At 60.5% G+C, this 20,022-nt stretch carries 21 protein-coding genes; 6 read left to right on the forward strand and 15 right to left on the reverse strand.

The window, feature by feature from the left end; all coding sequences use genetic code 11:
• Window positions 1–266: 266 nt before the first annotated feature.
• From msrQ to HU762_RS25190, 6 genes are all read right to left on the reverse strand, one after another.
• Window positions 267–890 (reverse strand): protein-methionine-sulfoxide reductase heme-binding subunit MsrQ, encoded by a 624-nt coding sequence (gene msrQ / locus HU762_RS25165; protein WP_186641501.1) that lies wholly within the window; start codon window positions 888–890, stop codon window positions 267–269.
• Window positions 890–1,903, reverse strand: a complete 1,014-nt coding sequence (gene msrP, locus HU762_RS25170; RefSeq protein WP_186641503.1) for a protein-methionine-sulfoxide reductase catalytic subunit MsrP — start codon at window positions 1,901–1,903, stop codon at window positions 890–892. The genes msrQ and msrP overlap by 1 nt, the downstream gene beginning before the upstream one ends.
• Window positions 1,904–1,977: 74 nt before the next feature.
• Window positions 1,978–2,823 carry a CDP-diacylglycerol--serine O-phosphatidyltransferase gene (gene pssA, locus HU762_RS25175; RefSeq protein WP_186641505.1) on the reverse strand — a complete coding sequence of 282 codons (846 nt, stop codon included), beginning with the start codon at window positions 2,821–2,823 and terminating at the stop codon, window positions 1,978–1,980.
• Window positions 2,824–2,967: 144 nt separating this feature from the next.
• Window positions 2,968–3,984: a ketol-acid reductoisomerase gene (gene ilvC / locus HU762_RS25180; protein WP_003185459.1), complete on the reverse strand. Its 1,017-nt coding sequence runs from the start codon at window positions 3,982–3,984 to the stop codon at window positions 2,968–2,970.
• A gap of 45 nt (window positions 3,985–4,029) precedes the next feature.
• Window positions 4,030–4,521 (reverse strand): acetolactate synthase small subunit, encoded by a 492-nt coding sequence (gene ilvN, locus HU762_RS25185; RefSeq protein ID WP_003176102.1) that lies wholly within the window; start codon window positions 4,519–4,521, stop codon window positions 4,030–4,032.
• 2 nt (window positions 4,522–4,523) lie between these two features.
• The gene (locus HU762_RS25190) at window positions 4,524–6,248 is read right to left on the reverse strand and encodes an acetolactate synthase 3 large subunit (protein WP_186641507.1); all 1,725 of its coding nucleotides are present in this window, start codon (window positions 6,246–6,248) and stop codon (window positions 4,524–4,526) included.
• 400 nt (window positions 6,249–6,648) lie between these two features.
• On the opposite strand from HU762_RS25190, the gene HU762_RS25195 reads away from it, so the two are divergent.
• Window positions 6,649–7,071: a DUF4124 domain-containing protein gene (locus HU762_RS25195; protein ID WP_186641509.1), complete on the forward strand. Its 423-nt coding sequence runs from the start codon at window positions 6,649–6,651 to the stop codon at window positions 7,069–7,071.
• 6 nt (window positions 7,072–7,077) lie between these two features.
• On the opposite strand, the gene HU762_RS25200 is transcribed toward HU762_RS25195, so the two are convergent.
• From HU762_RS25200 to mrcB, 3 genes are read right to left on the reverse strand one after another with little or no spacing between them, the layout of a single operon-like run.
• Window positions 7,078–7,413: a YqcC family protein gene (locus tag HU762_RS25200; RefSeq protein WP_186641511.1), complete on the reverse strand. Its 336-nt coding sequence runs from the start codon at window positions 7,411–7,413 to the stop codon at window positions 7,078–7,080.
• Entirely contained in the window at window positions 7,413–8,132 is a 720-nt protein-coding gene (locus tag HU762_RS25205) for a hypothetical protein (protein ID WP_186641513.1), read from the reverse strand. Before HU762_RS25205 ends, HU762_RS25200 begins: the two co-directional genes overlap by 1 nt.
• A 16-nt stretch (window positions 8,133–8,148) precedes the next feature.
• Window positions 8,149–10,467: a penicillin-binding protein 1B gene (gene mrcB / locus HU762_RS25210; RefSeq protein WP_186641515.1), complete on the reverse strand. Its 2,319-nt coding sequence runs from the start codon at window positions 10,465–10,467 to the stop codon at window positions 8,149–8,151.
• A 129-nt stretch (window positions 10,468–10,596) separates the two neighbouring features.
• On the opposite strand from mrcB, the gene HU762_RS25215 reads away from it, so the two are divergent.
• The 3 genes from HU762_RS25215 to HU762_RS25225 all read left to right on the forward strand — a co-directional run bounded on the left by HU762_RS25215 (window position 10,597) and on the right by HU762_RS25225 (window position 13,068).
• Window positions 10,597–12,153 (forward strand): bifunctional aminoglycoside phosphotransferase/ATP-binding protein, encoded by a 1,557-nt coding sequence (locus HU762_RS25215; protein WP_186641517.1) that lies wholly within the window; start codon window positions 10,597–10,599, stop codon window positions 12,151–12,153.
• A gap of 91 nt (window positions 12,154–12,244) precedes the next feature.
• Entirely contained in the window at window positions 12,245–12,586 is a 342-nt protein-coding gene (locus HU762_RS25220; RefSeq protein ID WP_186613136.1) for a pentapeptide repeat-containing protein, read from the forward strand.
• A 209-nt stretch (window positions 12,587–12,795) separates the two neighbouring features.
• The gene (locus tag HU762_RS25225; protein WP_186641519.1) at window positions 12,796–13,068 is read left to right on the forward strand and encodes a TfoX/Sxy family protein; all 273 of its coding nucleotides are present in this window, start codon (window positions 12,796–12,798) and stop codon (window positions 13,066–13,068) included.
• A 218-nt stretch (window positions 13,069–13,286) separates the two neighbouring features.
• Here HU762_RS25225 and HU762_RS25230 read toward each other — a convergent pair whose 3' ends face one another.
• Genes HU762_RS25230 through HU762_RS25245 form a run of 4 tightly spaced genes read right to left on the reverse strand, consistent with a single transcriptional unit; the run spans window position 13,287 to window position 16,825 of the window.
• Complete coding sequence (locus HU762_RS25230) at window positions 13,287–14,135, reverse strand: ChaN family lipoprotein (RefSeq protein WP_186641521.1); 849 nt, start codon at window positions 14,133–14,135, stop codon at window positions 13,287–13,289.
• A gap of 19 nt (window positions 14,136–14,154) precedes the next feature.
• Window positions 14,155–14,922, reverse strand: a complete 768-nt coding sequence (locus tag HU762_RS25235) for a heme ABC transporter ATP-binding protein (protein WP_186641523.1) — start codon at window positions 14,920–14,922, stop codon at window positions 14,155–14,157.
• Complete coding sequence (locus HU762_RS25240) at window positions 14,922–15,905, reverse strand: iron ABC transporter permease (RefSeq protein WP_186641562.1); 984 nt, start codon at window positions 15,903–15,905, stop codon at window positions 14,922–14,924. The genes HU762_RS25235 and HU762_RS25240 overlap by 1 nt, the downstream gene beginning before the upstream one ends.
• 50 nt (window positions 15,906–15,955) lie before the next feature.
• Entirely contained in the window at window positions 15,956–16,825 is an 870-nt protein-coding gene (locus tag HU762_RS25245) for an ABC transporter substrate-binding protein (protein ID WP_186641525.1), read from the reverse strand.
• A gap of 176 nt (window positions 16,826–17,001) precedes the next feature.
• On the opposite strand from HU762_RS25245, the gene HU762_RS25250 reads away from it, so the two are divergent.
• Window positions 17,002–17,319, forward strand: coding sequence for a Rieske (2Fe-2S) protein (locus HU762_RS25250; RefSeq protein ID WP_186641526.1), 318 nt, complete (start codon window positions 17,002–17,004; stop codon window positions 17,317–17,319).
• On the opposite strand, the gene sfsA is transcribed toward HU762_RS25250, so the two are convergent.
• The gene (gene sfsA, locus HU762_RS25255; RefSeq protein WP_186641527.1) at window positions 17,275–18,033 is read right to left on the reverse strand and encodes a DNA/RNA nuclease SfsA; all 759 of its coding nucleotides are present in this window, start codon (window positions 18,031–18,033) and stop codon (window positions 17,275–17,277) included. The genes HU762_RS25250 and sfsA overlap by 45 nt on opposite strands.
• A complete protein-coding gene (locus tag HU762_RS25260) occupies window positions 18,033–19,205 on the reverse strand; it encodes a pyridoxal phosphate-dependent aminotransferase (RefSeq protein WP_186641528.1) in 1,173 nt (390 codons plus the stop codon). The genes sfsA and HU762_RS25260 overlap by 1 nt, the downstream gene beginning before the upstream one ends.
• 337 nt (window positions 19,206–19,542) lie before the next feature.
• Between HU762_RS25260 and dksA the strand changes: the two genes are divergently transcribed.
• Window positions 19,543–19,986, forward strand: coding sequence for an RNA polymerase-binding protein DksA (gene dksA / locus HU762_RS25265; protein WP_186613120.1), 444 nt, complete (start codon window positions 19,543–19,545; stop codon window positions 19,984–19,986).
• Window positions 19,987–20,022: the final 36 nt, after the last annotated feature.

The raw sequence follows: 20,022 nt of genomic DNA on the forward strand, positions 1-20,022 counted from the left end.
GCGCTTCCGATCTCTCGTTAGCGGGAGGCGAATTCTACAGCGTTAGTCGCTGCTGTCAACACCTCTTTTACACCGCTTTCGACCGAGAAGATCGAACCGTCGACAGGGCCAAACAACACCGCCCTACCCACTCCTTCCGTGCTTCGATGAACTGAAGCCCGCCCACATCGAAACCTACTTAACCCTTTGAAACTCAAGGAGTTTTCCGTTTCGACTGCGCCGGAAGTGGGGCGAATTATAGACACCCAGGATTTGCCGTCAACCCTTTATTTCGCTTTTATTGCAGAAGGGACTTTCTTGCCCAGCAAACGCGGGATCCGGCGCGTAACCGAAGGAAGCCTCAGCACTAATAGCAAGGCACCTATCAAGGCGTATATCGCCCACTCCTTGAGATCCGCACGCACGATCCACAGCATATGCAGTAACCCAAGCCCTAGAATTGGATAAACCAGGCGATGCAATTTCTTCCAGCGGACACCCAATCGCCGCTGGCTATAACGATTGGACGTGACCGTTAACACCAGCAAACCGAGGAACCCAAGCGCCCCAACAATGATGTAAGGCCGCTTGCTCAGCTCGACTCCCAACTGCGACCAGTCGAAACCTAGTATGAACGCCGCGTATCCGCTCAAATGCAGCACAACATAAGCGAAGCACCACAACCCCAACTGGCGCCTGACCGCGATCCACCCCGCCCACCCCGTCAACTTCTGCAGTGGCGTCATGCTCAAGGTAATCAACAACAGGATCAGCGTCCCCAACCCGAGCCGATCCACCAGCACCTTGCCTGGGTCCGGCCCCAGCGAATCCACCAAGGCCTCGTAGAGCCAGAGCAACGGCCAGACTGCCGTCCCGAGGAATACGCCGATCCGCCACGCAAGGAAACGCATCAGTAGTCCTTCCTTAAATCCATCCCCGCATATAAGGAAGCGACTTCATCCTGATAGCCGTTGAACATCAACGTATCGCGGACATTGGGACGGAGCAGCCCGCTCGGCAGACGACGTTCGCGCGCCTGGGTCCAGCGCGGATGATCGACTGTTGGATTGACGTTGGCATAGAAGCCGTACTCGTCAGACGCAATGCTTTGCCACGTGGTCTTCGGCTGCTCGCTCACCAAACTGATGCGCACAATGGACTTCACACTTTTGAAACCGTACTTCCATGGAACCACCAACCTCAGGGGCGCGCCGTTCTGGTTCGGCAACTCCCGCCCGTACATGCCAACCGCCAGGATAGCCAACGGGTTCATTGCCTCGTCCAATCGCAGGCCTTCCACATATGGCCAGTCGATTAACGCAAAGCCTGAACGCTGCCCCGGCATGACCTTGGGGTCCTGCAAGGTTTCGAAGCGTATGTACTTGGCGCTGGATGTAGGCTCGACTTGCTTGAGCAATGCGGAGATGGGGAAGCCGACCCAAGGAATGACCATCGACCAGGCCTCGACACAGCGCAGTCGGTAAATCCGCTCCTCCAACTGATAAGGCTTCATGAAGTCTTCCAACCCATAGCGCCCCGGCTTGCTTACCTCACCATCCACAACCACGCTCCAGGGCTCGGCTTGCAGCGATCCAGCGTTGGCCGCCGGATCACCCTTATCGGTCCCGAACTCATAGAAATTGTTGTAGTGGGTGGCATCCTTGAACGGCGTGATCGGCTCATCCTTGACCGTCACAGCGCCCCATTGGGTCGAAGTAAGTTTCTCGGCTAACCAGGACGGCGCCTTGCCGGGCTCGACATCGGCATAACGCGCCGCATCGCCAGCGCTGGCCCACTGCGGCAAACTGCTCACGGCGAGACCCGCCATGGTTGCACCGAGCATCTGGCGACGGGAAAGATAGATCGATTCAGGCGTGACGTCCGACTCGCGACAGTCGGACGACTTGGGGATCTTGATCAGCATGACGACTCCGCAGCGTTGGGGGCAGATGCACCAATAGACTGCGGAGTATGGGTGAAATTACATTAAGGCAACATTTAGCGCCGGCGAAGACGCAACAAATATTGCACTGGGCCAGAAGCCGCATAGGCGAGGAATACCAACAACAAGATACGCGGTGGATCACTGAATACCACGGCAAAAACCAGCACCACAGCCAGGATCGCCACGAACGGCACGCGTCCCTTGAGATCGAGCTCCTTGAAGCTGTTGTACTTGATGTTACTGACCATCAACATCCCCGCCGCCGCGACCAGTAAAGCCACCAGGAAGGACATCTTCGACCCCTGGATGCCAAAGTCGCTGAATGCCCAGACCACCCCCGCCACGACACCCGCCGCCGCCGGACTGGCAAGACCAATGAAGTAACGCTTGTCGGCGGTGCCGACCTGGGTGTTGAAACGCGCCAGGCGCAGTGCAGCACCGGCGACATAGATGAAGGCAACCATCCAACCGACCTTGCCCATGTCGCCCAGGGCCCAGCCAAACGCCAGCAAGGCCGGGGCGACACCGAACGCAACCATGTCGGACAGCGAATCGTATTCGGCGCCGAATGCGCTCTGGGTATTGGTCATGCGGGCCACCCGCCCGTCCAGGCCATCAAGCACCATGGCGACAAATATCGCGATGGCGGCAAAAGCGAAATAGCGACTCGCGCCGGAGCTGTCGCCAGCGCTCAAAGCGGCCTGGGCGCTCATGGAACTGATGATGGAATAGAAACCGGCGAACAGGTTCGCGGTGGTGAACAGGTTCGGCAGCAGATAGATGCCACGATGCCGGACCTTACGGCCTTCAGCGTCATGGCCTTCTTCGACATGCTCGTCGATAGGCAACAGGCTTTCGGCGTCAGGAGCCTGGTTCGGCTCGTCGGGACGTTCGCTCATGGACAATACCTTGCAACGGTGTGAAAAATTCGACAGGTGTCTGGGACGACGGTTCGGCCGCAAACGATGCAGCTTTATACCAGAAGCCGATGCCCAAACGAAAAAACGCGGCCTGGGCCGCGTTTTTTCAATCAAGCTCGCGACTCAGTTCTTGGCTTTGTCGACGATCTTGTTGGCACCGATCCACGGCATCATGGAGCGCAGTTGCTCACCGATGATTTCGATACCGTGAGCGGCGTTGTTACGACGCTTGGCGGTCATCGAAGGATAGCCGGTGGCGCCTTCGCTGATGAACATCTTGGCGTATTCGCCGTCCTGAATACGTTTCAGGGCGTTGCGCATGGCCTGGCGGGATTCGGCGTTGATGACTTCCGGACCGGTCACGTACTCGCCGTATTCAGCGTTGTTGGAGATCGAGTAGTTCATGTTGGCGATACCGCCTTCGTACATGAGGTCAACGATCAGCTTCAGTTCGTGCAGGCACTCGAAGTAAGCCATTTCTGGCGCGTAGCCCGCTTCGACCAGGGTTTCGAAACCGGCCTTCACCAGCTCGACGGTACCACCGCACAGAACGGCTTGTTCGCCGAACAGGTCGGTTTCGGTCTCGTCCTTGAAAGTGGTTTCGATGATGCCGGTACGACCGCCACCGACACCGGCAGCGTAGGACAGGGCTACGTTCTTGGCGTTGCCGGACGCGTCCTGGTAGATCGCGATCAGGTCAGGGATACCGCCGCCCTTGACGAACTCGGAACGTACCGTGTGGCCCGGAGCTTTCGGCGCGATCATGATCACGTCGAGGTCGGCACGTGGCACGACTTGGTTGTAGTGGATCGCGAAGCCATGGGAGAAGGCCAGGGTGGCGCCCTTCTTGATGTTCGGCTCGATTTCATTCTTGTACAGCGCGGACTGGAACTCGTCCGGGGTCAGGATCATGACCAGATCGGCAGCGGCAACAGCGGAAGCCACGTCGGTGACTTTCAGGCCATGGGCCTCGGCCTTGGCAACGGTGGCCGAGCCTTTACGCAGGCCCACGGTCACGTCAACGCCGGAGTCTTTCAGGTTGCACGCCTGGGCGTGACCCTGGGAGCCGTAGCCGATGATGGCGACTTTCTTGCCCTGGATGATCGACAGGTCGCAATCTTTATCATAGAAAACTTTCATGAATTTCCCCTATATCCGGCCATTCAGGCCATTCGCTAATTTGGTTTAGATGCTCAGTACTTTGTCGCCACGGGCAATCCCGGTGACGCCACTGCGTACGGTTTCGAGAATCGAGGCAGTGCCGATCGATTGGATGAAGCTGTCGAGCTTGTCGCTGGTACCGGTCAACTGAACGGTATAGACGCTGGCGCTGACATCGACGATCTGCCCACGATAAATATCGGTAGTACGTTTGATCTCGGCGCGTTGGGCGCCGGTGGCCTTGACCTTGACCAGCATCAGTTCACGCTCGATGTGAGCGCTTTCCGACAGGTCCACCAGCTTGACCACCTCGATCAGCTTGTTCAGGTTCTTGGTGATCTGCTCGATGACTTCATCGTGGCCCACGGTGGTCAGCGTCAGACGCGACAGGGTCGGGTCCTCCGTCGGTGCCACGGTCAGGCTTTCGATGTTGTAGTTGCGCTGCGAGAACAGGCCCACTACACGAGACAGCGCACCCGGTTCGTTTTCCAGAAGCAGGGAAATAATATGTCGCATGATTAGGTACGCTCCGTCTTGCTCAGCCACATATCACGCATGGAGCCGTCTTTGATCTGCATCGGGTAGACGTGCTCGCTGGTATCGACCTTGATGTCGAGGAATACCAGGCGATCCTTCATCGCGAATGCTTCTTCAAGCCCGGATTTCAAATCTTTCAGGTCGGTGATGCGGATGCCCACGTGGCCATAGGCCTCGACCAGCTTGACGAAGTCCGGCAGCGATTCCATGTAGGAATGCGAGTGACGACTGCCATAACTCATATCCTGCCACTGGCGAACCATGCCCAGCACGCCGTTGTTCAGGTTGACGATCTTCACCGGCAAACCGTACTGCAGGCAGGTCGACAGCTCCTGGATATTCATCTGGATGCTGCCTTCGCCCGTGACGCAGGCGACATCGCTGTCTGGAAAGCTCAACTTGACGCCCATGGCCGCCGGGAAGCCGAAGCCCATGGTGCCCAGGCCGCCGGAGTTGATCCAACGGTTGGGTTTGTTGAACTTGTAATATTGCGCCGCGAACATCTGGTGCTGACCCACGTCGGAGGTCACGAAGGCATCGCCCTTGGTCACCTCGCACAGGGTCTCGATGACGGTTTGCGGCTTGATCACGCTGCCGTCGCCCTTGTCGTAAGGGAACAGGCCACGATCGCCACGCCACTCATCAACCTGCTTCCACCAGGCGGCCACGGATTCCTTGTTCGGAGCCTCGCCGATTTCCTTGAGGATGGCGACCATCTCGGTCAGCACGCTCTCTACCGGACCGACAATCGGCACGTCTGCCTTGATGGTCTTGGAGATCGACGCCGGGTCGATGTCGATGTGGATGATCTTGGCGTTCGGGCAGAATTTCGCCGGACCGTTGATGACACGGTCATCGAAACGCGCGCCAACCGCCAGGATCACATCGGCATGGTGCATCGCCAGGTTGGCGGTGTAGCTGCCATGCATGCCGAGCATACCGATGAACTGACGATCAGTGCCCGGGTAGGCGCCAAGCCCCATCAGCGTGTTGGTGACCGGCAGGTTGAGCATCTTGGCCAATTCGGTCAGCGGCGCGGAGCCACCACCGAGAATTACACCGCCACCCGCATAAAGCACGGGGCGCTTGGCCGCCAGGAGCATTTCGGCGGCCTTGCGAATTTGCCCCGAGTGACCACGTACCGCCGGGCTGTATGAGCGCAGCTTGGCTTTTTTCGGGTAGATGTACTCGAATTTCTCGGCCGGGTTGGTCATGTCTTTCGGCACGTCGACCACCACCGGGCCCGGACGACCGGACTCGGCCAGGTAGAACGCTTTCTTCATGACTTCCGGGATTTCCGACGCATGCTTGATCATGAAGCTGTGCTTCACGATCGGCCGGGAGATACCGATCATGTCGGTTTCCTGGAACGCGTCGGTACCCACCATGGTGCTAGGCACCTGGCCGGAAATGATCACCATGGGAATCGAGTCCATGTAGGCCGTGGCAATACCGGTAATAGCGTTCGTGGCGCCAGGGCCGGATGTCACCAGAACCACGCCGGCCTTGCCGGTGGCACGGGCATAGCCGTCAGCCATGTGGGTGGCCGCTTGCTCATGACGAACCAGGATGTGGGTCACTTCCGGTTCTTTGAACAGGGCATCGTAGACATGAAGAAGAGCACCACCGGGGTACCCGTAGATATATTTGACGCCTTCGTCACGCAAGAAGCGGACGAGCATCTCACCGCCAGATAAAAGCTCCACGTTGTTCACCTCTAAAACGCCAGAATACCGACCCACGAAAAGGGGACGGGTCTTAATAGGTTTACTTCTCGGCAGAGCATGAGCGACGGTGGTCGCCGACTACGTCAGCACTGACTGAGCAAGTATTGGGATCGTCCCAAGTGTTGCGGGCTTTTCCCACCCAGCGCGAGGTAACGCGTTGCGGGTGTAACAGGTCGGCGCGGATGTGCGCCTCATGATCTGCCGAGTGGGTCTGCTTCTGGCAGTCCCTCTACAGCGGACTTTGGATTCTTCTGTTTCGCCCTCTGCAAGTCAAGTCGTCAATGTGCTTTATTGAAGTAAGCACATGAGAACGCAAGAAAAAACCTTTAAACGGCTACTCTGTTAGCTTCAATTGCGCAACCCAGGACAAGGAAACAGCATGCGAATGATCCTTCTGACGGCCAGCCTGCTGGTTGGCCTGAGCCCGATGAGCATGGCCGGCCAGATCTATAAATGGGTGGATGCCCAAGGCGTTACGCACTTTGGCGCCCAGCCGCCCGAAGGGGTGCAGGCCACGACGGTGGGCAAATCTTCCCCTCCGGTGCCCAAACCACCGGCGCCCGCGTCGGGCGGGGTAATTGGCGACCAGAAAGCCATCGACCAACAGGTGAAACAGCAAGTCGAGGAACAGGAAGCCCAACTCAAGGCGTTCTGCGAGCAAGCCCGGACCAACCTGGCGCAACTGCAGAACAACCCCAGGGTGCGGGAGGACGTGGAAGGCGAAATGCGCCGCCTCACGGATGAAGAGCGGCGCCAGCGCATCGATGAGACCCGTACCCAGGTCGAAGAACACTGCCAGTAAAGGCAGTCAGCTGGCGTCACTGATCAACTGGTCGAACTCTTTTAGCAGGACCTGCAACTGCCGGTCCTTGCCCTGCACATTACGAGCAGCGAAGACCATTTCGGCCATTTCCTGAATCCCTGAGGCATTCGGCAACGGAAGATCCTGCTCGAGGATGGCTTTCATCCTGGGCAAGAAGATCCATTGCAGCCATTGCTCGAAATCCAGGGTGTCGACCGCGAACGGCTCGACACTCGCCAGCGCCTCGGCCGAGGGGGAAACATCGCTCCACCAACCCTGGACACGCAGTTCACGCTCGATCAGCAGCAGTTGATCGGCGATCTGGGGAAAACGCACGTCCATCAGAGTGAAACCTTGGCCTTCTGGCGAGCCAGTGCCGCGCCTGCGGAATCGCCTTGCTTCTCGCGAGCCTGGGCAATCAGCTCCCAAAGACTTGCTTGAAGTGCCGGGCGACCGCTGGAGAATGTCAGGCCGCGACGGGCCAGTTGTTCGGCTTGCGGCGCATCACCCTGGGCCATGCGCACCTGCGCCAGTCGATAAAGGACCTGAGGTTCGCGCGGCGCTACACGCTGGGCGCGCTCGAGGCTGGAAGATGCACCATTGAGGTCGCCGCCGGCCTGCTGCTGTTGAGCAGTGGTCAACAGTGCCAACACCGGGCCGTCCAGTTGCTCATCGGCGGACAAGCCACCCGAACTGGCCGAAGGAATGCTGCTCGGCGTCGACGGCATGTTGTAGCTGCCCTGGTCGATCGGCGAGGTCTCGACAGGGCCGGGCGTGATGGGACCTGGCGTGATCGGCGCGCTGCTGATCGGTGTCGACGTGGTTGCGCCGCCTCCCGGCACCATGACCACAACGCCCGTGTCGCCCTGGGGAATCGCCTGGACCTGGCCTGGCATCGGACGCTTGACCGTCGTTTGACGGAAACCACCGTTGGCCGAGACGCGCTCGCTATTGGACACGGCGGTGCCGGAGTCGACAACCGGAATCGAACCGCGCTGTACGGTAGAGCAACCACTGAGCAAAGCCACGGCGGTTACCGCTGGAATCAACCACTTGTTCACTTGAAACCCTCTTTGCTTAATTCATCCAGTCCTTGACCCAATCCATCACCGATTCGGCGGGATTCTGACCGCCGCATGCTGGGCCGGGCGGCGGTTCGCTGCCGCGAATATACGGCATCTGGACGGCGCCCGGGCAATTGGCGTCGGAGCCTTGTCCGGTGCGCGAATCGACCCAGGCCTGGACGATGTTGTCCGGCTGCGGCATATCCAGCGGCAACGGATCGGCCTTGCGCATGAAACTCGTCCACACCTGCAACGCACCGGTGGCGCCGGTGAACGGCGTCTTGCCGTTATCGTCACGTCCAAGCCAGACCACCGCCAGCAAATCCTGGCTGAAACCGGCAAACCAACTGTCGCGCGAATCGTTACTGGTGCCGGTCTTGCCCGCCAGCGTCAGGGTCCGGGGAAGCACGTTGTAGACCGAGCTGCCGGTGCCTTCACGCATGACCCGCTGCATGGCGCTCTGGATCAGGTAAATGGAAGCAGGATCGAAGCGCTGCTGGACCTGGAACGGATAACGCTTGAGTGGCTCGCCGTCAGCTGTGAGCACACTGCGAATGCCGCGCATCGGGGTATTGAAGCCGCCGTTGGCCAGGGTCTGGTACATGGCCGCCACTTCGATTGGTGTAAGGCCACCGGCCCCCAACAGCATCGATGGGAACGCCGGGAATTCGCGAGTCACTCCCAAGCGCGCCAGGGTCTTGAGCACGTTTGGCACACCGACTTCCAGCCCGAGCCGAGCAGTCGACAGATTGTAGGAATGCGCCAGGCCTTGATACAGGAACACCGTCCCGTGGGGACGACGATCATAGTTTTGCGGCGTCCAGACCTGACCGTCCGCGCCCTTGATCGAAAATGACTCGTCGGACAGCCAACTGGTCAGCGTGTATTGGCTCGGTTTTTCCAGGGCGGTCAGGTAAACCGCGGGCTTGATCAACGAGCCGATCGGGCGCACGGCGTCCAATGCCCGGTTGAAGCCAGCATAATTGGCCTGTCGGCTGCCGATCATCGCCTGCACTTCACCGGTTTCCGGGTTGGTCACCACCATGGCGGCTTCAACTTCATCGGAGCCCTTGCGCCCCGCCAATCGCTTGAAGGTATCGTTGACCGAAGCCTCGGCCTTCATCTGCAGGATCGGGTCGAAACTGGTGAAGATCCGCAGGCCTTCTTCGGTCAAGTCTTCGTCACGGTAGTCTTCGCGCAGCTGACGCTTGACCAGGTCCATGAAACCAGGGAATGAGCTGTCCGCCAGGCTGCCGCGCTTGGTCACGCCCAACGGCATCTTTTTCGCCGCCTCGACCTGCTCGGCTGTTGCCACGCCTTGTTGCTGCAACAGATCCAGCACCAGGTTGCGTCGCTCGAGCGCACGTTCCGGATTGCGACGCGGGTTGTAGGAAGACGGCCCCTTGACCATGCCCACCAGCAACGCGACCTGGTGCAGCTTCAGCTCCGACAAAGGCTGGCTGAAGAAGAATTGGCTCGCCAGGCCAAAGCCGTGCACCGCCCGCTGGCCGTCCTGGCCGACGAACACCTCATTGAGGTACGCCTCAAGAATCTCCGGCTTGCTGTAGTGCAGCTCCAGCAACAACGCCATCATGGCTTCGGTCAGCTTTCGGGTCAGGCTGCGCTCGTTGGTCAGGTAGAAGTTCTTGACCAGCTGTTGCGTCAGCGTACTACCGCCCTGGCGCATGTGGCCGGAGGATGTATTGACCCAGACGGCCCGGGCAATCGACTTGGGCGAGACGCCAAAGTGATGATAGAAATCCCGGTCCTCGACAGCGATCAGGGTCTCGAGCAAGAACGGCGGCACCTGGTCGATCTTGATCAGAATCCGGTCTTCGAGGTTCTTGGGGTACAAGCCGCCGATCAATAGCGGCTCAAGGCGCACCACGGACAGCTTGGCGTTGTTGGCGCCGGTCAGCGCGGCCACGTAATCGCCGGAGAAACGCACCCGCACCGGTTGCGCCTGCTCCATCCCTTCATAAAACTGGAAGCCGCGAGTATTGAGGTCGACGGTATTGCCATTGATCGAGGCCGCGCCCGGGCCATTGGCAACGCTTTCACGGCGATAACCCAAAGCATCGAGTTCGGTCAGGAAATCATCCCGGCTCAGCTTCTGTCCGACGAACAGCTCTAGCGGCCGAGCGTAGACCTTGGCCGGTATGGTCCAGCGCTTGCCGGAGAATTTCTCCTGGACCACGGCGTCGAGGTAAACGGCGAAACCGGCGAGCACGACGAGGCCCACCAGGCCGAGTTTAAGGGCCCAGCCCAGCCAAGGCCGCAAGCGGCTGGCGGGTGGTTTTTTAGGGGTGCGGGGGGATCGGGTACGAGTCATGGCGGCGGATTATACGCACTTTGCTGCGCTTCAACATGAGCCCAACCACACAGGCCATCCGGTTTGCGTTAGCGCCGCTTGCCGCCATAATGACGGCCTTGAATTTTTCCAGACTCTGAAGGATCGCCCGTGAGCCAATCACTGATCGCTGCCCTGCAAAACCCTGCCCTTTTCCCGCATCCCGTCGAAGGGTTCCAGGTCATCGAGACCCATATTTCCTGGGTGTTGCTCACGGGGCCCTACGCTTACAAATTCAAGAAGCCGGTCAACTTCGGCTTCCTTGATTTCACCAGTCTCGAGGCACGCAAGCATTTCTGTGGCGAAGAGTTGCGCCTGAACCAGCGCTTGACCCAGGATCTGTACCTGGAAGTGCTGCCTATTACCGGCAGCACCGAAGCGCCAAGCCTGGGCGGCGACGGCCCGGCCATCGAATACGCCCTGAAGATGCGTCAGTTCCCCCAGAGCCAATTGCTCAGCACGCTGCAAGCCAACGGCGAGCTCACCACTGCGCATATCGACGAAATGGCCGCGCAGATTGCCCAATTCCACCTCTCGACGCCCAAGGTGCCCGCCGATAACGCCGCAGGTACACCGGACAGCGTCATGGCGCCAGTGCGACAGAACTTCGAACAGATCCGCCCATTCCTCAGCGACAAGGCAGACCTGCTGCAACTTGAAGCCCTGCAAGCCTGGGCCCAAAGCAGCTTCGAACGCCTCGAGCCGCTGCTGGCACAGCGCAAGGCCGAAGGCTTCACCCGTGAATGCCACGGCGACATCCATCTGGGCAACGTCACCCTGATCGACGGCAACGTGGTGATTTTCGATTGCATCGAATTCAACGAGCCATTCCGCTTCACCGACGTCTACGCCGACACCGCCTTCCTGGCGATGGACCTGGAAGACCGCGGTCTCAAGTCGTTGGCGCGGCGGTTCGTCAGCCAGTACCTGGAACTGACGGGCGATTACCGGGGCCTGGAGCTGCTCAACTTCTATAAAGCCTACCGCGCACTGGTTCGCGCCAAGGTCGCGCTGTTCAGCATGCCCGCCGAAGCCGACCCGGTACAACGCGCCACCACCCTGCGCCAATACCGCAACTACGCCAACCTGGCCGAAAGCTACAGCACCATTCCGTCGCGCTTCCTTGCTATTACCCACGGCGTTTCGGCCGTCGGCAAAAGCCACGTTGCGATGCGCCTGGTCGAGGCACTGGGTGCGATTCGCCTGCGCTCGGACGTGGAGCGCAAGCGCCTGTTCGGTGAGCAGCAAGTAGCGAACGACCCACAGGCCGGCATTTATAGCAGCGATGCCAGCAGCGCGACGTACGCCCGCCTGCATGAAATCGCCGACGTGATCCTGCATGCGGGGTTCCCGGTAGTGGTCGATGCCACTTACCTCAAGCAAGGCCAACGCGACGCGGCGGCCAAGGTTGCCGAGGGCACGGGCGCGCCTTTCCTGATCCTGGACTGCGACGCACCGCAAGCAGTGATCGAAAGCAGGCTCGCCCAGCGCCAAGCGGACCAGAAAGATCCCTCCGACGCAAACCTGGCCGTCATTGCCGCCCAACAGGCCAGCCGCGAAGCGTTGACCCCGGCTGAAATTCTCTGCAGCAAGCGGGTTCAGACCAACGAAAGCGGCACGCTGGATGTCGTGGTCGCACAAATCCGCCAACGCTTGCCGGGCTTGTAAGCAACTATTTCGATCGTGAAGCGACACCCGGCTTCACGGTCGCCAAATAGTGGCAGTATACTGGCGTCATAAAACCAACCGGTGATATGAAATGAGCCATCCCAAGCTTCTCGACACGCCGCTATATGCCTTGTTGCGCAAAGACGACATTACAGGCTTCAACACCGAACGCCCAAAGGGTCCGATCGACATGCGCGGCGGCGACTTCCGTGGCCTTGACCTTCGCGAACTGAACGCCGAAGACGTGGACTTCACTGACGCCTACTTCCGTTCCGCCGATCTGCGTGGCGTCGATTTTCGCAAGTCGTCGTTGGAAGGCGCGAGCCTCGCCCACGCCCAGATTTCCGGTGCCTACTTTCCGCCCGAGCTGTCTGCCGACGAGATCCTGATGTCGATGAATTTTGGTACTCGGCTGCGCTATCGCACTCGCTGAACCTCGTAATCGCGGCTGCGGCTTCCCACGATCTCCAGCGCCCCCGCCCGCGCTGGGCGACACGCCTTGCTTACCTTCCGCCCTTATCGTGCGTAATGCATTAGAAGCTTTGCGCCGCATCCCACCAAAGAATCACGCTTTTCCTACTGAGCGCTACACTCCTGTGAAGCTTGCCCACTGCACCAGTCGGCCGTTCGCAAGGAGGCTCGATGAATGATGAACTGCAACACCTGAAGAACCTGGGCAAGACATCAGCCCAATGGCTGCACGCCGCCGGCATTCACAGCGCCTCGGACCTTCGTCGGCTCGGTGCGGTGGACGCCTACCGCGCCGTTCGCACTCGCGGCTTTCGCGCATCCAAGGTATTGCTGTACGCCATCGAGGGCGCGCTGATGGACATGCATTGGAATGATATTCCCCCTGAGCGCAAGGAAGCCCTTAATAAACAGCTGGACGCCCTGGCGGCGCGCCACAAAGCCTGACCATTTCGTACCCATGCGCATTGTTGCAGCCCAAGAATTCGGGAAATCGAAAAACAGTGTTTGACTTGGTAATGAGAATCGCTATGATTACCACATCCAGTCGCGAGACTGGTCGATATTTGAACAGCCCTTGGTTCGGACTCTCAGATATCTCCTCATCAGGCTAATCACGGTTATTTGACCCGGCTTTTGCCGGGTCTTTTTTTTGCCCGCGAGAATCACTTTTGCTGCTGTTCGCGCATCTGTGCGCAGTAATCCTGAGGGGGCGTAGCCGGGGTGTACCATACATAATCCGCCATGGCCGCCGTGACCTCACTGCCCTCTTCGGCCAGCATCAGGACAACTGGCGCGTCGCTGCTTCCCAGATCAAGTACATGCAACGGCACGCCGACATCCCTTCTGGCGTGCCAGGCGCCGGCGAGCAACAACGCAGGTGTCGGCGCCTCAAGCAATCGCTCGGCCATGCGCCGGTCACGCTGCTGCTGGACAGCCAACATCGCCGGCATTTGCGATTCCGGCAGCAGATCGCAGTGGGATTCGCGGATTTGCTCCAGCAGCACGGTTTTCACAGCGGCCGTATTGGCATGGACACCGTTCAAGGCGGGAGCCCGGCGATAGACCTGCCGGATTTCGTCGTTATCAAGATTGGCCGCCAATACCGGATAAGGCTGCGCCAGGACGAACTCGACGACTGGCCCATACAGGCTCCAATCCCAACCCGGCGACCAATCCAGTGCATCGGGCAGATCCCCGGGCAAGGCAGGTAACCGGCGAACCGCGTCGACCCGCGGCTGCTGGCGCGGCGTCAGCATTTCCAAGAGCACGCTGCCTTGGGCACGCTGGGTGGCCAAGGCCTGGAGCAACCAGCCTTGCAGCGCATGGTGGTCACGATTGTCGTGCTGCTCCCCCAGCACCACCCGAGGAGCCGTTGCCAGCCGCTCAACCAGCATTTGTGGTGTGACGGATTGGCCGTTGTGCAGATCGCGGATCCGCCCGTCAACCGGTAGCGGTGCAACCGTTTGACACGCCGACAACAGACTCAAAGCCAGCACAAGCAACAGGCGCATCGACGTTCTCCAAGTAACCTCAGCGGGCAATGATCAATGGATGCCCGCGCTCAGGATGAGTTTGCACCAGCACCTCCAGGCCAAACACCGCCTTGAGCGGCTCCGGGCGCAGCACTTGCCGGGGCGTGTCCAGGGCCACCGGACGGCCCGAGGCGAGCAGCAACAGGCGATCACAGTAGCGCGCCGCCAGGTTCAGGTCATGCAGGATGACCAACACCGCAGCGCCGCGACCGGCAAACTCACGCACCGCTTGCAAAATGGTGTGCTGGTGCAGCGGATCGAGCATCGAGGTCGGCTCGTCCAGCAACAAGGTTTGCCCTGCTTCTCCCGGCCATAACTGCGCCAGCACGCGCGCCAGGTGCACCCGCTGGCGCTCGCCGCCAGACAGAGTCAGGTAGTTGCGGCCTTGCAGATGCGCGGCGTCGGCGGCCTGCAATGCCGACTCGATGATCTGCGCATCACGCACCAGGCCGCTCTGATGAGGCAGGCGTCCCATGCCGACCACTTCTTCTACACGGAACGCGAAATCCAGCGTCGAGGATTGTGGCAACACTGCCAGGCGCCGGGCACGCTCGGTACCGTCCCATTGGGCCAAGGGCCGGTCATCCAGCCAAACCTGTCCCTGGTCCGGGCGCAACTCGCCGCACAACCCGGCGAGCAAAGTGCTTTTACCCGCGCCATTGGGGCCGAGCACACCCAGCACTTCGCCAGGAATGAGTTCCAGGTCGACCTGCGCCAATACGGTTTGCCGGCCGCGATGGATGTGCAAGTCCTGCGCTCGCAACATCAGGCGCGCCCTCTTAGCAATAGATAAAGAAAGAACGGCGCCCCTATGAAAGCCGTGACGATGCCAATTGGCAATTCAGCGGGAGCCAACGCCAGGCGCGCCACCAGGTCGGCAAACAACAGCAGGCTCGCGCCGGCCAGCACGGAGGCGGGTAACAGGATGCGATGGTCGGGGCCGGCCATCAGCCGCACCAGATGCGGCACCACCAACCCGACAAAGCCGATCATTCCAGCCGCCGCGACCGCTGCCCCAACGCCCAATGCCGTGCAGAACACCAACTCCCGCTTGAGCCGTTCGACATCAATGCCCAGGTGCGCGGCTTCAGACTCGCCGAGCAGCAATGCATTGAGTGCCCGCGCTCGACGTGGCAACCAGATCGCCACGCCTGCGCTGACCAGCAGCAAAGGCCATAACCGCGCATAGCTGGCCCCGTTCAAGCTGCCCAGGTTCCAGAACGTCAGGGTCCGCAACGTCGCATCGTCCGCCAGGTAAGTGAACAAGCCGACCGCCGAGCCGGACAGCGCGGTCAGGGCAATACCCGCCAGGAGCATGGTTGCGACATGCGTCTGGCCGTTGCGTCGGCCAAGGCGATAGACCAGCGCCGTCACCCCGAGCCCGCCGATAAACGCACACAACGACAACACGTAGGGCCCCAACGCTTCGGGCAACCCGCCCAGCGCCGAGCCACCGACAATCGCAAAAGCGGCACCCAGCGCCGCACCACTGGATACGCCTACCAGCCCCGGATCGGCCAGGGGATTGCGAAACAGCCCCTGCATCGCCACACCGGAAAGCGCCAATACGCCGCCCACCGCCAGCCCGAGCAAGGTGCGCGGCAGGCGAATCTGGCCAAGGATCAGCTCGGCCTGCTCCAGCCCATCGGCGGCAACCGGCAGTCCCAACAGGCGCAAGGCGGCACGCGCGGTATCGAACAGGGGCAAGCTTACCGGCCCCAAGGCCAGGGACAGCCAGATCGCCAACAGACACAGCAGTCCCAGGCCGATGAACAACGCCCGCGGCTTGACCACTGTCGTCATGGCTTCTTGGCCGGGTAGAACCCGTTCGTCAACGCCTCCAGGCTTTGCGGCAATCTGGGGCCTAATCCGCCGACCAGCAACGTCGGATCCAGCTCCATGACGCGCCCGTCTTTGGCGGCTGGGGTCGAAGACAGGATTGGGTTTTCCTTGAACATCGCCACGCGGGCTTCTTTTCCGCTCAAGGCACGATCAGCGAAGACCAGCACCTCAGGATTCAGACTGGCCAAGGCTTCCACGGAGAAAGGTTTGTAACCGCTGTGAGTCGCCAAATTTTCGCCACCGGCCTGTTGCAGCAGCCAATCGGCGGCAGTGTCCTTGCCAGCGATCAGCGTCTTGCCGCCAGCATTGCCCACCAGCAGCAATACGCCCGGCGGCTTTTGCTTGAGCCGGACTTCGTTTAACCGGGCGCCGTGCTCGGCGAGTTGCTGTTGATAACCATCGAACAAGGCCGCGGCCCTGGTCTCGGCGCCCAGCAATTGTCCCAAGTGCCGCAAGTTGGCTTGCAGCGCCGCCAGGCTCGGCGCCGCCGAGAACAGTTCGACTTGCACCCCGGCGCTGCGGATTTGCGCCAGCACCGGAGGCGGCCCCATTTCCTCAGTGCCCACCAGGATCTGCGGACGCAAGCTCAACAAGCCCTCCGCCGAGAGCTGTCGCTGATAGCCAATACTGGGAAGCGCCCGCAACGATTCGGGATGCTGGCTGGTGGTGTCCACCCCCACCAGTTTCGATTCCCCGCCCAGCGCACTGACCCACTCCGACAAGGCACCGCCAGCGCTTACCCAGCGTTGCGGCAGATCGGCCGCCAGCGCTTGCTGGCTGGCGAGCAGGATGAGACAGAGCGCAGCAAGGCGAACATTCAGGCGCATCAGGCAGCTTCCTCAAGGATGTTTTTTGCAGGGCTGAACATGGAACCCTTCGGACCCAGTATCCTTGTCACCTGCAAAGGAGGCGCCATTTGATAATTGTTTTCATTTGACCGTCAAGCGCAGACACTTCCCGACACATCCAAATCGAGCGAGCCCGCTCACCGTTCGAGAACGACATGAAATTTCTGTGTGCCGCCGCCGAACTGCTCGACAACGGCAGTCGCGGCTTCGACATCGAGGGGCGCAAGTTGCTGGCCGTGCGCCGTGCAGGCCAGGCGTACGTCTATGTGAATCGATGCCCGCATCGCGGCGTGCCATTGGAATGGCAACCCGACCAGTTCCTCGACGCCAGCGCCAGCCTGATCCAGTGCGCCACCCATGGCGCGCTGTTTCTGATTGAAAGCGGCGAATGCGTCGCGGGGCCTTGTGCAGGCCAATCCCTCGCGGCGCTAGAAAGTCGGGAGGACGAGCAAGGCCTCTGGGTCGACCTGTAGCGGTTCCAACAGCACCGGCAGCGGGCGATCCACCCACATCTGCTGCGGCGTCAAGGTCACGCCATAAGCCAGTACTTCCACCCCTGCTGCCACCGCCTCGCGCAACGCGGCGGCATAGACAGGATCGATTTCCTGCGCCGGGCGCACCGCGTCGATGCCGCTCAGGTTCACGCAATACAACTGCACCGCCCGCACGCCTTGCCGGGCCAGACAGGCAAGCTCCCTCAGGTGCTTGGCACCGCGCAGTGTCACCGCATCGGGAAACGCCGCCACGTTCGTCCCGGCGAAACCCAGGGTGACGCTCTTGACCTCGACCCAGGCCGAACTGTGATCAGCGTAGTCCAATCGAAAGTCGATACGACTGTTTTCCACGCCATAGGCGACTTCCCGCTTCAACCCGGTAAAACCGTTCAGTTCACGGATGACACCGGCGCGCAGCGCTTCCTCGACCAGGGCGTTGGCCCGCGCCGTATTAATGCAGGCCAACCGTCCCTGTGGGGTTTCGCCGATCTCCCAGGTGCCGGGCAACTTGCGCTTGGGGTCGCTGGAGCGGCTGAACCAGACGCGCGCGCCCTCGGCCATGCAATTGAGCATCGAACCGGTGTTAGGGCAGTGAATCGTCAACAGTTCGCCGTGAACGGTCTCGATATCGGCCAAGAAACGCTTGTAACGTCGAATCAGCCGTCCTTCTTCCAAATCAGGGGAAAAACGCATCAGCCTTGCCAGCTCCTTAATCCACGTCCAATTCGCTCCACCGCTTCCTGAAGCCGCGGCAGGCTTTGGGTATAGGCGAAACGCACATGGTGGCCGGCCTGATGGCGACCGAAATCCAGTCCCGGCGTGAACGCCACGTGTTCGGTTTCAAGAAAATGCTGGCAGAACGCAAAGGCATCGCCGCCGAATGCGCTGATGTCGGCATACAGGTAAAACGCGCCTTGAGGCTCGACCGCAATGCCGAACCCCAACCCACGCAAGGCGGGCAGCAGGAAGTCGCGGCGCCGCGCGAACTCGGCCCGACGCTGCTCGAAAATCTCGATGGTTGCCGGTTCGAAACAGGCCAAGGCCGCGTACTGGGCCATGCTCGGCGCACTGATGTAGAGGTTCTGCGCGAGCTTCTCCAACTCACCGATGGCCGCCGAAGGAGCCACCAGCCAACCGAGCCGCCAACCGGTCATGCCGAAATACTTGGAAAAACTATTAAGGACAAAGGCATCGTCATCGACTTCCAGCACGCTGGCGGCATCGGTGCCATAGGTCAGGCCGTGATAGATCTCATCCACCACCAGGTGGCCGTTGTGCGCCTTGATGGCCTTCGACAGACCGGCCAGTTCATCGCGGTTGAGGATCGTCCCGGTCGGATTGGCCGGCGATGCCACCAACGCGCCAACACTGTCCTGGTCCCAGTGGCGATCCACCAGGTCCGGGGTCAACTGATAGCGCACGTCCGGCCCCACCGGCACCAGTTGCGCCGCGCCTTCGATCAAGCGCAGGAAGTGGCGGTTGCACGGATAGCCGGGGTCGGCCAGCAGCCAATGCTTGCCTGGATCCACCAGCAAGGCGCTGGTCAGCAGCAACGCGCCAGAGCCACCCGGAGTGACCAGGACGCGCCGGGGATCGATGTCCACGCCGTAGCGCTGAGCATAAAAACCGGCGATCGCCTCGCGCAGTTCGGGAATGCCCCGCGCAGCGGTGTAGCGGGTCTTGCCCGCTGCCAGGGCGGCCTGGCCGGCACGGATGATTGGCTCGGCGGTGGTGAAGTCCGGCTCGCCGATCTCCAAGTGAATGACATCGTGCCCGGCGGCCTGCAATTCGTTGGCGCGCGCCAGCAGCGCCATGACATGGAAAGGTTCGATGGCACGGCTGCGTGCACTGTAGGGCTGGGCCATTAGCCTTCCTTCGCCTAAAAAGAACCGATTCTACCCAACTCCGGAACCGGTGCGGGAACGAGCGCGAATCGAAAACGGTCCTAGCCCGTAGATCGCTGGAAATGGTTCCGGCGATTGGCCCAGGCTTGACTAGAATCAAGCATTAAGCAGGATTACGTCCCCACCGAAGCGAACCTGGCCACCTTTTGCAGGCCCCGAGCGTCCCAGGCTCGACAACCGGGAGTAGCGCGGCCCGATTTGATCTGGTAAGTTCGCCCGCTTGCAGCCGCAGGGCCGGCAGGTGTCGGTGATGGAGCAATCCTGCGTAGTGGATTACAAGAGTAGAGGCGGTCCATTCATGCCCACCCAAGCAAAGCAGAATCAAAATCAGTCGCTCAGCGGGTTTGAGCCATACGTGCCGCAACCGGGCGAAGAGTACATGGGCGCCCCGATGCGCGCGCACTTCACCAAGATCCTGAACAAGTGGAAACAGGACTTGATGCAGGAAGTCGACCGCACCGTTGACCACATGAAAGACGACGCTGCCAACTTCCCTGACCCGGCCGATCGTGCCAGCCAGGAAGAGGAATTCAGCCTTGAATTGCGCGCCCGCGATCGCGAGCGCAAGCTGATCAAGAAAATCGACAAGACTCTGCAACTGATCGAAGACGAAGAGTACGGCTGGTGCGAGTCGTGCGGTGTAGAGATCGGCGTCAAGCGACTGGAAGCACGCCCGACCGCTGACATGTGCGTCGACTGCAAGACCCTTGCGGAAATCAAGGAAAAACAGGTCGGCAAATAATCGCCGGGGCTGTCATTGAAACGGAGCGTTCATACG

This window comes from Pseudomonas sp. SWRI92 (assembly GCF_014268685.1).
In the GTDB taxonomy this organism is placed as follows: Bacteria; Pseudomonadota; Gammaproteobacteria; order Pseudomonadales; family Pseudomonadaceae; genus Aquipseudomonas; species Aquipseudomonas marvdashtae.